This is a genomic window from Botrimarina hoheduenensis (genome assembly GCF_007859815.1).
Taxonomy (GTDB): Bacteria; Planctomycetota; Planctomycetia; order Pirellulales; family Lacipirellulaceae; genus Botrimarina; species Botrimarina hoheduenensis.
In genome coordinates this window covers 552,246-565,546 of the sequence record NZ_SJPH01000001.1, presented here as the reverse complement: position 1 = coordinate 565,546, position 13,301 = coordinate 552,246, and the positions used below count along the sequence as shown (strand labels likewise).

Below are 13,301 nucleotides of genomic sequence, written 5' to 3'. Positions count from 1 at the left end.
TCTTGTGGCGGTGTCGCGGGGCTCTCGAGGGCGTCTCAGCGGAGCGCGATCGTCTCGTCGAGGCCGTGCATCAGGTTGAAGTTCTGGATAGCGGCACCCGAGGCACCCTTGATCAGGTTGTCAATCACGCTCACCACAATCACTCGACCGCGTACCAGCCGCGTGTAAACATGGCAGCGGTTGCTGTGAGCCACATCCTTCGTGCCGGGTGGTGTCTGCACCACGGAAATGAAAGGCTCGTTGTCATACGCCGCGTGCAGTGCGGCGTTGAGCGACTCGGTCGTGACGTCAGCCGCCGGTAATGCGTAGCTCGTGCACATCTCGCCCCGATCCATCGGCACAAGATGCGGCGTGAAGACCACTTCCACCGCCCCTGACCGGCCCCCGGCAACGCGTGAGAGCACTTGATCGATCTCAGGCATATGCCGATGCGTGCCAACCCCATAGGGGCTAAGGTTTTCGTTGCACTCAGGAAAGTGCAGGTGCTGCTTTGGATTGCGGCCGGCCCCGCTGACTCCGCTCTTGGCATCGATCACGATGCCGCTTGTTTCGATCAGGCCGGCTCGCAGCAATGGGGCCAGTCCCAAGATCGCCGCGGTCGGATAACAGCCGGGATTCGCCACCAGCTTCGCGCCGCGAATCTCTTCACGAAACAGCTCGGGCAAACCGTAAGGCGTCGTCGTCAAGCGTTCGGGATCGGGGTGCGTGACGCCGTACCAGTGCTCATAGATCGCTCGGTCGGTGAGCCGGTAGTCGGCACTCAGATCGATGACCCGCAGGCCCCGATCGACCAACTCTTTCACTACCTCGGCGCTCGCGGCGTGCGGCAGGCAGGTGAACGCGACGTCGGCCCGCTGCGCAACCTCATCGGCCGTGAGCTGCTCCAGCCAAAGGTCAAAGAGCCCGGTCAGCTGAGGATGGACCTGCTCCAAAGTCGGCGTGTCTTCTTGACGGGTCGTGACGGCTGTCACCTGGGCGTGCGGGTGCCGAGCCAAGAGCTTAAGCAACTCCAGGCCCGTGTAGCCTGAGGCTCCGTATACCGCGACTCGAAGCATAAAATCCCTACCGCTCGAAAACGCCTTATTAATCCGTGACCCGTGAGTTTAACCAACCGCTAAAAAAACGCCACAGCCGCGCCCAAAGCGGGCGTGAACGATATGAACGTTAACCGATTAGCCGGTCGTGAATCACTCCCAGGATACCCTGGGCCACCTCATCCTTCGGGCCGGTGAAGCGACCGACAACCTGGCCGGCACCGGTCAGCACCTCGACCGTGTTGGTCTCGGCGTTCATCGCCTCGACCCCGTTGCTGACCATCAGGTCGCAGTGCTTGCGTTCAAGCTTGGCCAGGGCGCGCAGCCGATGGTCTTCCGTTTCTAGAGCGAAACCCACCACCCACCGCCCTTGCTTCTTGGCACCGAGCGTTGCGACCACATCGTCGGTTTCGACCAGGTTGAGCTGCAAAGGTTCGCCGGTCTTCGCGATCTTGCCCGGCTCGACATGCACCGGGCGGTAGTCGCACGGGGCCGCGGCCCCGATCAGACCATCGCACGCTTCAAACTCGGCCGTGGCGACCGCCAGCATCTCCTCAGTCGAGACGACCCACACCACGCGGGCACCGGCGGGATACTCCACCTCAACGGGGCCCGAAACAATCACCACCTCATTGCCTGCGGCGAGCGCTGCCGCCGCTAGCCCGCGCCCCATGCGCCCGCTCGAAGCGTTGGTCAGATATCGCACGGCGTCGATGTACTGACGTGTCGGGCCCGAGGTGATAAGGATCTTCGCCATGGGGCACAGCGTACGCCGGAACCGGCTTCAGCGGAACGCGGACCTAGGCCCCACTTATGCCGGCCGGCCTCTCGCCCTCAACGACGAGCTCACCCCGACCCCGCTCTAGCCGCTGCCTGATTGGCAGCCCCCGCTGAGCCAAGCAGACTAGGGCGCTTCCGATGTGGGGCCCGTTGGCGGGGCCGGGAGCGACGCGGAGTGAGCGGGACTTTGAGTGGCGTCTCCGAAAGCACCAAGCGGGCGTTGAGCCCGTCGCTGAGCTGAATCGGCCATGATTAATTTGTTCCGCAACGTACTCCGCGCCGCTCCCGACCCCGCCGAACGGCATGGATCGGATCTCTTACTTAGACCGTAACGCCGGCTAGTGGTCCCGCCGCCACAATCTCGGGCGATGCCACATCCTCGTACTTTCTGAAATTTTCCGCAAACAGATTCGCTAGTTTCGTCGCCGTGGCGTCGTACGACGCCGGATCCTTCCACGACAGCCGGGGGGTGAGGATCTCGCTCGGCACACACCCGCACTCGGTAGGCACCTGGAATCCGAAGACCGGGTCAGCCTGGGTCGGGGCGTTTGCAAGCGAGCCGTCGTGGATCGAGTCGATAATCGAGCGCGTGTAGCCCAGGCTCATCCGGGCCCCCTTGCCGTAGGCACCGCCGCTCCAGCCCGTATTGACGAGGTAAGCGGGCACGCCATGCTTGCGCATCTTTTCCGCAAGCAATTCAGCGTACTTCGTGGGGTGCCACACCAAGAACGGTGCTCCGAAGCACGCGCTGAACGTCGCCTTGGGTTCGGTAACGCCCACTTCCGTCCCGGCAACCTTGGCCGTGTAGCCGCTGATGAAGTGGTACATCGCCTGCTCGGGGGTGAGCAAACTCACCGGCGGTAGCACACCAAACGCGTCGCACGTTAGGAACACGATGTTCCGCGGGTGACGACCCCGGCACGGGATCTTCGCGTGCGGGATAAACTCGATCGGATAGCTGGCCCGGGTGTTCTCGGTGATCGAACTGTCGTGATAGTCCACCACGCGGCTCGCCTTATCTTGCACCGTGTTTTCAAGGACGGCACCGAAGCGGATCGCGCTGTAGATCTCGGGCTCGCTCTTGCTCGACAGGTCGATGCACTTGGCGTAGCACCCGCCTTCGATGTTGAAGACCCCGTCGTTCCCCCAACCGTGTTCGTCGTCACCGATCAGATCCCGGTGCGGGTCGGCCGAGAGCGTTGTCTTGCCGGTGCCCGACAGGCCGAAGAACAGCGACACGTCGCCCTTGTCTCCCTCGTTGGCCGAGCAATGCATCGAGAGCACGCCCTTCTTGGGAAGCAAGTAATTCATGATCGTGAAGACGCCCTTCTTCATCTCGCCGGCGTATTCCGTGCCGAGGATCACAAACTCTCCGAGGGCAAAATTCAACGCCACACTGGTCGTCGAATCGACGCCCTCGACCGACGTGTCCGCGGCAGCCTGCCCGGCGTTGTAAATCACGTAGTCCGGCTCGCCGAACGTGTTCATCTCTTGCGCGGTGGGCCGGATCAACATGTTCGTCATGAACAACGCGTGATACGGCCGCGAGCAGATGACGCGCACCTTGATCCGGTCCTTTGCGTCCCAACCCGCGAAGGCATCGACAATGTAGATCCGCTCGCAGCGGTTGAGATAATCGATCGCCTGAGAACGATTCTTTTGGAACGACGTTGGGGTCAGCCGCACGTTGACGTCCCCCCACCACACGTCATCGCGGCTGGAGGTCTCATCGACAACCCGCTTGTCTTTGGGGCTTCGTCCGCACTTTTCACCCGAACGAACGGCCAGGGCACCGCTCGCGGTGATCTCGGCCCCGTCGTAGCGGATCGCGTGCTCATAGAGCGACGCGGGGGGCATGTTGCGATGGACGTTCGGAACATGGATTCCGTACGACTCAAGACTCATCCGATTAGGCATCGGCGCCAACTCCTACCCTGAGAGACATGCGGGCGGCGCTCTCGTCGCCCCCTCGGCGACGGGGGGTCCGCTGATAAGTGATCAACTTCACTTTCATTCTGACGCCTAGCCGACAGAAATAACACTCCTGAAACCGCCCGTGCGACGATTTGTCTCGGCTGACCAAGCGCTGCGACCGGCGCTCCGCTTAGATGGCGATCGGCTTGCCAAGCTCGCGGCGCAGCGGAGCCCACTGACCAACGTGCATCATCGGGTGCGTCGCGTTCAGCACGTACATCGAACCGACGGTAGGAAACATCGCTCGGAAGTCTTCCTTGGGATTCGGCGCATCGAGGTCGCTATCTCTAACCGCGGCAATCGCCGCGTGCGAGGCGGCGCGCACCTGCTTGTACAGGTCAAGATACTCTTGCTTGGTGCCGAAGTGGCTCGGATCGTCGCTGGAGGTGGCTTCTTTGCTATGGTTCTCAACGAAGCCCGCCGGCAGGCTGGGTGCCGCTCCAGGACTCAGCAGATTGAGCAGATTGCACTCCGCCGCGATCAGGTGCCCAAGTTGCCATGCCAAGTGATTGCAGCCGGGATGCGGACGACGCAACAGGTCGGAGTCTTCGAGATCCGCGAGGTACGCAGCCACAACCATGTCGCTGGTGGCCGCCGTCTGCTGGATCGCTTGTGCTGCGTTCATCGGAAAGCTCCGTGGCTTGGTCGCGTCGTGCCGAGGCCCGCGCCTGCGGCTCACAGCCAGACTACCGCAGCGTTCCCTCCAGAACGAGCCTCTCGTGGCCCACCGGGCGCAAGTTGACTCACGCTGCGGAAAGCAAAAGCAAGTGGCACCGCGCGACCAGCGAAGCGTACGCAGAGAAGGTTCGGGCTCAGTCGTCCGCCTTCTTGGTGGTCCGCTTCTTGACCCCCTTAGTGGTCGCTTTTTTTGCGGGGGCTTTCTTCGTAGCGGTTTTCTTGGGCGTCGCTTTTTTGGCCGCCTTCTTTTTTGCCGCCTTCTTCTTCGCGGGCTTCTTCTTCGAGCCTCCAGCCGCAGCGCGGGCCGCAAGCAGGTTGAGCGCCTCGTTAAAGGTCAGCTCCTCGGGACTCGTCCCCTTCGGAAGCGAGGCGTTCGATTCGCCGTCGCTGACATAGGGCCCGTAGCGGCCGTCCATAACCTGAACGACCCCCTCGGTGACCGGCGACTTTTCTTCGAATACCTTGAGCGGCGGCTTGGCGGCCCCACGGCCGCGCCCAGCCTGCTTGGGCTGGTTGAGCAACTCGATCGCCTGTTCGGCGGTCACGTCCAGCGGCGAGACATCGGCCGGCAAAGAACGGGTCTCGGACCCACACTTCACGTACGGTCCGTAACGACCGTTGAACACGGTCATCGTGTCTTCGAGCTTGGGGTGAGCCCCCAGCTCACGCGGCAAGGAGAGCAGCCGCAGCGCAACCTCGAGGGTGATGTGATCGGGGCTCATCCCCTTTAGCAGCGAAGCGTTCTTCGGCTTCTCTTCATCCTCAGGCGTGCCACGCATGATGTAGGGGCCGAACCTGCCAACCTTCAGATAGACAGGCTTGCTGGTCTCTGGACAGTAGCCCAGCGGCTCTTCTGCCTTAGCGGCTTGCGCAAGCAGGTCGAGGGCATAGGAAAGCTTGACCTCGTCCGGCGGGAGCTCTTCGGGCAGCGATGCCGTCTTTTCACCCTTCTCCACGAACGGCGAGTACCGCCCCACGCGGACGAAGACCTCATCGCCATCGTCCGCTTTGCCGAGCGAGATACGGCTGATCGAGCGCGCGTCGATCTCGTCGACTTTATTCTCAAGCTGTTTCTTCAGACCCGGCTTGCCGTTGCCAAAGTAGAACGACCGCAGATAGTCGATGCTGTCGCGCTCGCCACGGCTGATCGAGTCCAGATCGTCTTCCATCTGAGCGGTGAATTGGTAATCCACCAGCGCCGTGAGATGGTCTTCCAGCAATTTCACAACCGAGAACGCCACCCAAGTGGGAACGAGCGCACCGCCCTTCTTGAACACGTAGTTCCGCGCGAGGATCGTGTCGATAATCGAGGCGTAGGTGCTCGGGCGGCCGATGCCGCGTTCTTCGAGCGCCTTGGTCAAAGCGGCTTCGCTAAACCGACTGGGGGCCTGGGTGGTGTGGTCTTTGGCGATCAGCTCCACCGCGTCGAGCGCTTCGCCCACGACTACCGACGGCAACGTTTTCTCTTGGTCAGCTAGCTCGGCCCCCGGATCGTCCGACCCTTCAACATACGCCCGCAGATAACCGGGAAAGTCGATCGTCTTGCCGCTCACGGTAAAGACGCAGCCCTCGCCCTCGATCGTTACCACGATCCGCCGGCCACGAGCGTCTTGCATCTGGCTCGCGATGGTCCGCTTCCAGATCAGATCAAAGATCTTGAATTCGTCCGTTCCCAGCTGCGCTTTCATGACCGCCGGCACCGCGAACGGGGTACCCGCGGGGCGGATCGCTTCGTGGGCCTCTTGCGCGTTCTTGACCTTGCCGGTGTAGGAGCGCGGCCCCTCGGGCAGATACTCGGAGCCGTATTCGCTCTGAACCAGCTTGCGCGCCTCGCCCACCGCGAGCGTCGAGAGGTTGGTCGAGTCGGTTCGCATGTAGGTGATGTGGCCGTTCTCGTACAGCGACTGCGCCACCTGCATGGTCCGCCGCGCCGTGAAGCCCAACTTGCGGTTGGTTTCCTGTTGCAGTGTGCTGGTGGTGAACGGCGGGTAGGGCCGACTGGTGTACGGTTTTTCTTCGACGCTCTTCACGCGGAATTCGCCGCTGCGGAGCCGCGCTGCGAGCGCCTCGGCTGCCGGACCGTCCATCAGTAACAGATCGGCGTTCTTGAGCTTGCCGGTCTGCTGATCGAAGTCTTTACCGCTGGGAAGCTTGCGGCCATCGACTGAAACGAGCGTGGTTTCCAGCCGCTGCTTGGCGTCACTCTGCTTGGCAAACGTGCCGATCAGGTCCCACCAAGTGGCCGAAACGAAAGCCATCCGCTCGCGCTCGCGATCCACAATCATCCGCACGGCAACGCTTTGCACACGACCGGCAGACAGCTTGGGACGCACCTTGCGCCACAGCAACGGCGAGACCTCGTAACCGTACAGGCGGTCGAGGATGCGGCGTGTTTCTTGCGCGCGAACCAAGCCGTCATCGACTTGGCGTGGCGAGTCGAGCGAACCGCGGATCGCCTCTTGGGTGATCTCGTTAAAAACGAGCCGGTACACGGGCACCTTGGGCTTGAGCAGCTCCAAGAGGTGCCAGCTGATCGCTTCGCCCTCGCGGTCCTCGTCAGTCGCCAGATAGAGCGTGTCGGCCTTCTTCAGCTGATCTTTGAGCAGCTTGACCTGTTTTGTTTTGCCGGGCGAGACAACGTAGATCGGCTGGAAGTTGTCTTCGACGTTGACCCCCAGGCTCGACCACTTCTCCTTCTTGTACTTGGCGGGGATCTGCGCGGCCCCCTGCGGCAGATCGCGCACGTGGCCGACCGATGCCTCGACTGTGAAGCCCTTGCCCAGGTACTTGCCGATCGTTTTCGCTTTGGCGGGCGATTCGACGATCACCAGCGCGTTGCCAGTCCCCTTGGTACCGGAGCCGGTGGTTGCCTGCGTTTTTGCCATCGGGCTCTTTGGGGGTCGGTCGGCTGCGGTGCGGGGGGGGTGTCCCGCGAAGGTGGCGGTAAAAGCGATCGGTTTGGCGGACGATGTCGGTCAGTATCTGCCTCGACCCTACCGTCGCCGCAAGCGGCTTGAAAAACGACGGGTAGCGTCGATTGCTACGGCGGCGCTGACGCCACGCAACCTAACGGTTATGCGGCGCCAACGGGGCCCAATGCAACGGCGCCAACCGTCGGTTGGCAAGTTCGCAGCGACCCTTGCCACACGAAACGTGGCCGCCAGCATCGCCGACACTCCAAGATGGGATTGCCTTTACGTCGATGGCGCCGCAGAATCCGGTGCTCAAAGGAGCGGCTTTTCGTGAGCACGGACACGCTGCTTTGCGCTCTCCGACCCGCCCGAACGACGGAGCCGGCAGACCGCTAGCAAGCAACGAGCGAACCACCGGGACCGCCGAAAAGACCCTAAATTTAAAGCTCGCCCTCGTGGCGGGTGCCTTCCAATCCAACATTTAGCGGCGCGACTCGCGTCGGCCAATTCTCACCGCGTTGCCCCCGAGCAACGCCCGCCCCAGACAGCCATGGCCACCCCCTTTACGGTATTCCGCAAGTACACCGGCGTCTTGATGGCGTTCCTCTGTGTGCTCCTGATGATCTCGTTCATCGTCGCCGACGCCCTTCCCAGTTGGACCCAGGGGGGCGGCGGAGGGGCCAGCGGCGGCGGTAAGGTCGTGGCCAAGTGGCGGGGCGGCTCGATCACCGAGCTCCAGCTTACCGACGCCCTCGTGCACCGCGGCGTGCTGGAAACCTTCCAAAACCGCTTGATCGGCCTGGGCTTTCAGAGCGCCCAGAGCGCGGGGGTCGAGGACCTGCCGCTCCGTGTACTGCCGCTGAGCCTTCCCACCACCCGTGAGGGGGGGGTTGAACGCGACGTTGTCCGCACCAAGATCTTCGCCCAGCGGGCACGCGAGGCCGGCATGATGGTGAGCGATGAAACCGTCTCGGAGTTCCTCCAGGCCCTCGGCCGCGACCGCGTCAGCATCGAGCAGATGCGGACCCTGATCGGCGGCATGCAGATGCAAAAAGGGCGGCGGGCGACAACCGCCTTTCTGTTCGATCTGGTGCGCGAGGCATTGCTCGAGCGTAGCTACGTCGATAGCCACCGGTATCTTTTCAACACGGTGTTGCCGGCCGAGCAGTGGGATGACTGGTTGAAGGTCAACGGCCGAATCGAGCTCGAGGCGGCACCGATCGAGGCCGCGGACTTCGTCTCAGAAGTTGCTGATCCCACCGAGGAGCAGCTCACCGAGTTCTTCGCGCTCTATCAAGATCGCGAGCCCTCGCCCGACTTCTTGCGTGATTACGGTGGCATTGAACTCCCCTCGCCCGCTCCTGGCTTTAGCACGCCCGAACGGGTGCGGATCGAGTACGTGGTTGCCAAGTTCTCTGACTACGTCGCGAAGGCCGAGCCCGAAGTAACCGAAGAAGAGATTGCCGAATTCTACGAGCAGAACAAGGAACGGTTCATCTCTGCCGATGCCACCCTGTTCGGCGACGACTCGGTGTTTGAAGACGAGACCGACGACGTAGAAGCGTCGGACGCGGCCAGCACGGATCAGACGGATTCTGATGAAACCGCGGCTGACAAGGAAGCAGCGTCGACTGAAGAAGAGGAGGAGGAAGAGGAAGAAGAGCCGTCCGACGACACGGACGCCGCCAAGGACACCAACGTCTATCAATCGCTCGACGAGGTTCGCGACGAGATCCGTACGGTCATCGCCCAAGCTCAGGCGAGCGAAGCGATCGGCAAGCTGATGGAGGAGCTGCGGATCGAACTCAACGACGAGTACAACAAGTACTTCGATGCCGTGCTCGACGCCGAAGACGCCAAGCAAAAGCCCCCCACCGCGCCCGAGTCTCTGACGAATCTCGACGGGGTCGCTGAGCGACTCGGGCTGGAACGGGGATCACTCGCCCCGGCAAGCCTGCTCGAACTGCGCGAGACAACACTCGGCAAAGCGATCAACGTTAGCCAAGCCGCCGGCCAAGGCATCCCGCTGTGGGCGATGGCCTTCCGCGAAGGGATTATGGATCGCTACGAGCCCGCGATTGCGTTCGACCCGGCCGAACGTAACCGGATCTTGTTCCTAATCACCGAACGTCTGCCGCGGAAAACGCCCACGCTGGACGAAGTACGTGACGAGGTGGTTGCAGCTTGGAAGCGTCAGCAAGCGGCCGACCTCGCGCTCAAGCGGGCGGAAGAAGTCGCCGCGAAGGCCGAAAAGGCGGGCCAAACGCTCACCGAGTACTTTGCTGACGACGATACCGTGACCCCCTTCCGTACCGAACCGATCAGCTTTTTGACGATCGGCTCGGTTTCACGCGAAACGGGCGAGGTGCGGCTCCAGCTGAGCCAGCCGGAGTCGCTCGTTGCAGCAGGTCCGGAACTACTACAGGCCGCGTTTGACTTGCCAGCGGGCAAAGTGGGAGCGGCCCTCAATCACGATCGTACGATCGCCTACGTCCTGCGCGTGGCGGCGAATATCGGCTCGCCCGAAGAGTTGCGGAGCGAGTTCCTGCGCGATGGAGTGGCTTGGTACGGAGCCCCTTCGACCCGCACCGCCCGTCGCGTTCGCGCGGAGCTTACGCTGTTTGAAAACCTGCTCTCAGACGCCGACCTCGAGTGGTTCCGCGATACCGATCGGCAGTAGCGTGGGCGACCGCTGCTGGTTCTTCAGCCGCAGCCAGCAGCCGGTCCAAGCAGACGTTATTCGGTAAACAGTGCCAACAGCTGAGCGGAATACCGCTCAGCTGTTGGCATTAACGGGGTTAGGTTCATCGGTCTAGTTGCCAAGCAAGCCGAGGCTGTCGCTCTGCCCCGGCTTTGCCCGGGCGGCTTCAACGCCCGGGCGGCTCAACCGCGGCGGGGCTTGAAGATCATCGTGGCCAGCGGCGGCAGGGTGATCTCGATCGAAGCGGGGCGTCCCTGTGCCCCGGTTGTGGTCGCCATCACTCCGCCGGAGTTGCCCACGTTGCCGCCGCCGAACAGCTCCGAATCGCTGTTGCTAATCTCCTCGAACCAGCACACCTCGGGCACACCAAGCTTGTAGCCGTGGCGTGGCACGGGCGTGAAGTTGCTGACCGCAACGACGTAGTCTTCGGAGTCTTTGGCCCGTCGCAGATAGGCCAGCACGCTGTCGGCGTGGTTGTGGCAATCGACCCACTCAAAGCCCGCCGCGTCAAAATCGACTTCGTACAGCGCGGGCTCGCTGCGATACAGATGGTTCAGGTGCGCCACGTAGTTCTGCAACCCCTGGTGGGACGGGTATTGCAGCAGGTGCCACTGCAACGACTCGTTGCAGTTCCATTCGCTCCATTGGCCAAAATCGCCGCCCATGAACAGCAGCTTCTTGCCGGGGTGGCTCCACATGTAGCCGTAGAGCAGCCGCAGGTTGGCAAACTTTTGCCACATGTCGCCCGGCATCTGATCGAGCATTGATCCCTTGCCGTGTACGACTTCGTCGTGACTGAACGGCAGGCAGAAGTTCTCGGTGAAGGCGTAGATGAGCGAGAACGTCAACTCGTCGTGGTGGTAACCACGGTGAATCGGATCGTGGCGGATGTAGCGCAACGTGTCGTTCATCCAGCCCATGTTCCACTTGAGAGTGAAGCCGAGTCCGCCGACATAAGTGGGCCGTGAAACCCCGCCCCAGGCGGTCGATTCTTCGGCGATCGTCATCGCGCCCGGATGACGCTCGTGAACCACTTCGTTGAACCGCTTGAGGAAATCGATCGACTCGAGGTTCTCGCGGCCGCCGTACTTGTTGGGCACCCACTCGCCCCCTTCGCGGCTGTAGTCGAGGTACAGCATTGAAGCGACCGCGTCCACGCGCAGGCCGTCGATGTGGTACTTATCCAGCCAGAAGAGAGCGTTCGCCAGCAAGAAGTTGCTGACCTCGTTGCGGCCGTAGTTGAAGATCATCGTCCCCCAGTCGGGGTGCTCACCCTGACGCGGGTCGGCGTGCTCGTACAGCGCTGAGCCGTCGAAGCGGCGCAGGCCGTGGTCGTCTTTGGGGAAGTGTGCCGGCACCCAGTCGATGATCACGCCGATCCCCGCCTGGTGGAGTTGATCGACAAAACTCATCAGGTCGGCCGGGGAGCCATAGCGGCTTGTCGCGGCGAAGTAGCCGACGGTTTGGTATCCCCAGCTGCCCGTGAAGGGGTGCTCGCTGACCGGCATGAGTTCGATATGGGTGTACCCCATCCGATGACAGTACTCGATCAGCTGCGGCGCGATCTCGTTGTACGACATCCAGCGCTCGGGCTGGCCCGGGTCGCGACGCCAACTTCCCAGGTGAAGCTCGTAGATGCTCATCGGGGCGTCGAGCGCATTGTGCTTTTCGCGCTCGGCCATCCACTGACCATCGGCCCACTGATGGGTCGAAAGATCAGTCACGATGTTCGCGGTCTTGGGTGGTACCTCGGCGGCAAAACCATAGGGGTCGCACTTCTCGACCACGCGGCCGCCCAGTTGCTTGACCGCAAACTTATAGAGCGTGCCGAGTTCCATGTCCGGAACGAACAACTCCCACACACCGCTGGGGATACGCTTGCGCATGGCGTGCGCCTTGCCGTTCCAGCGATTGAAATCGCCAACGACACTCACCGCCTCGGCATTGGGGGCCCAGACAGCAAAGTTTACCCCCCGCACACCATCAATCTCACGCAGGTGCGCACCGAGGCGCTCGTAGGCGTCCCAGTGGGTGCCCTCGTGGAGCAGGTGCAGGTCGTACTCGGTCAAGAGCGGGTCGAAAGCGTAGGGATCGCGCATGGTTTGTTGCCCGCCGTTGGGATCGCTATACCGCAGATAGTAGTTGGGCTTTTTTGCCGCCCCCCCGAATTCGCCATCTTGCCCATCCCACAGGGCTTCGTACAGACCGGCCGGATGAATTCGACGCATCGGCCGGGAACTTCCCTGGGCGCTATCGACCAGCCAAACGCGGTCCGAATCGGGCAAAAAAGCCCGGACGGCGATCGCCCGCCGGCCCCCCTCGACCACCTCGTGGGGCCCGAGGATTTCGGCGGGGTTCTCGGATCGGCCTTGAATCAGAGCGCCAACGGCGTCCAGTGAGAGCTGCGTACGCATCTTCGCGGGGGAGGGTCGAAAGCGGCGGCGGGGGAGGTAAGTTCTCGCCCTGGCGGCCAGGACGGGCCAACAGGGGGGGCTTGGTTACTGGGGGGCTGCAAGGCCGTTCGATTAGCCGGCTGCCGCCACCGGTTGACGGCGCGGGGCAAGGCACACTGTCCGACGTGTCCGTCGGCCAGGAACGACGACCATCGCCGGTGAATCGCCGATCGCTCCGATCGTGCCGACAGGAAAGTGTGGCCGCAGGATCGCGGACCTGAACGCCGGGGGGGTCTCGGCACAATTGCTCGCATGCCGTGTGGGCTCGGGGTTACTCACCGCCGAATCAGCACGCCACGAACGACAACGCACCCGGTGGAAGGCCAAGGCACGATCGATCCGCCGCCATAAATCGGCGTCACGAACCGGTTCGAGCCGACCAAAACGCTCCCACCGCCAGTGATTGTTTCGCCACGCTTCCAGGCCGTGTTTGACGCCGCGCCGGACCGCTAACGAACGTGTCACGAGAGTCACTTCCGAAGGCTGATCGAGCGCTTCTAGCCCACGCACTACCGCGAGCAACTCCAGCCGCTCATCGCTGGCATCCGACTCGAAATCGCAGGCGGTCACCGAGGCGTTCGAGTCGATGCCGTGCAGCGCAAAGCGCCAGCTCCCGCGGAGCGACTCGGCTTCTGCAATCAACAGGAATCGAGGGCGAGGAGCCAACATGAGCGTGCGTCGTGCGATTGGTGACGGGGGTGGGGGTAAACCTCCAACGATCCGGCGTGCTTATGATATCGGCCCGAAGTGCCCATCCTCTCCAGATTTC

8 protein-coding genes are annotated in these 13,301 nt (G+C 62.5%); 1 reads left to right on the top strand and 7 read right to left on the bottom strand.

The features are described from left to right. Window positions 1–35: 35 nt before the first annotated feature. The 5 genes from argC to topA all read right to left on the bottom strand — a co-directional run bounded on the left by argC (window position 36) and on the right by topA (window position 7,351). The gene (gene argC / locus Pla111_RS02165; RefSeq protein WP_146570919.1) at window positions 36–1,055 is read right to left on the bottom strand and encodes an N-acetyl-gamma-glutamyl-phosphate reductase; all 1,020 of its coding nucleotides are present in this window, start codon (window positions 1,053–1,055) and stop codon (window positions 36–38) included. Between the two features lie 109 nt (window positions 1,056–1,164). Beyond that, window positions 1,165–1,791 carry a phosphopantothenoylcysteine decarboxylase domain-containing protein gene (locus tag Pla111_RS02160; protein WP_146570917.1) on the bottom strand — a complete coding sequence of 209 codons (627 nt, stop codon included), beginning with the start codon at window positions 1,789–1,791 and terminating at the stop codon, window positions 1,165–1,167. Between the two features lie 344 nt (window positions 1,792–2,135). Next, on the bottom strand, window positions 2,136–3,731 hold the full coding sequence (gene pckA / locus Pla111_RS02155; protein ID WP_146570915.1) for a phosphoenolpyruvate carboxykinase (ATP): 1,596 nt from the start codon (window positions 3,729–3,731) through the stop codon (window positions 2,136–2,138). Window positions 3,732–3,918: 187 nt separating this feature from the next. Next, window positions 3,919–4,413, bottom strand: a complete 495-nt coding sequence (locus tag Pla111_RS02150; protein WP_146570913.1) for a DinB family protein — start codon at window positions 4,411–4,413, stop codon at window positions 3,919–3,921. A 187-nt stretch (window positions 4,414–4,600) separates the two neighbouring features. After that, window positions 4,601–7,351 carry a type I DNA topoisomerase gene (gene topA, locus Pla111_RS02145; RefSeq protein WP_146570911.1) on the bottom strand — a complete coding sequence of 917 codons (2,751 nt, stop codon included), beginning with the start codon at window positions 7,349–7,351 and terminating at the stop codon, window positions 4,601–4,603. Between the two features lie 577 nt (window positions 7,352–7,928). On the opposite strand from topA, the gene Pla111_RS02140 reads away from it, so the two are divergent. After that, window positions 7,929–10,058 carry a hypothetical protein gene (locus Pla111_RS02140; protein ID WP_146570909.1) on the top strand — a complete coding sequence of 710 codons (2,130 nt, stop codon included), beginning with the start codon at window positions 7,929–7,931 and terminating at the stop codon, window positions 10,056–10,058. Between the two features lie 203 nt (window positions 10,059–10,261). Here Pla111_RS02140 and glgB read toward each other — a convergent pair whose 3' ends face one another. Continuing rightward, window positions 10,262–12,493: a 1,4-alpha-glucan branching protein GlgB gene (glgB, locus tag Pla111_RS02135; protein ID WP_146570908.1), complete on the bottom strand. Its 2,232-nt coding sequence runs from the start codon at window positions 12,491–12,493 to the stop codon at window positions 10,262–10,264. 111 nt (window positions 12,494–12,604) lie between these two features. Then, complete coding sequence (locus tag Pla111_RS02130) at window positions 12,605–13,201, bottom strand: RNase H family protein (protein WP_146570906.1); 597 nt, start codon at window positions 13,199–13,201, stop codon at window positions 12,605–12,607. Window positions 13,202–13,301: the final 100 nt, after the last annotated feature.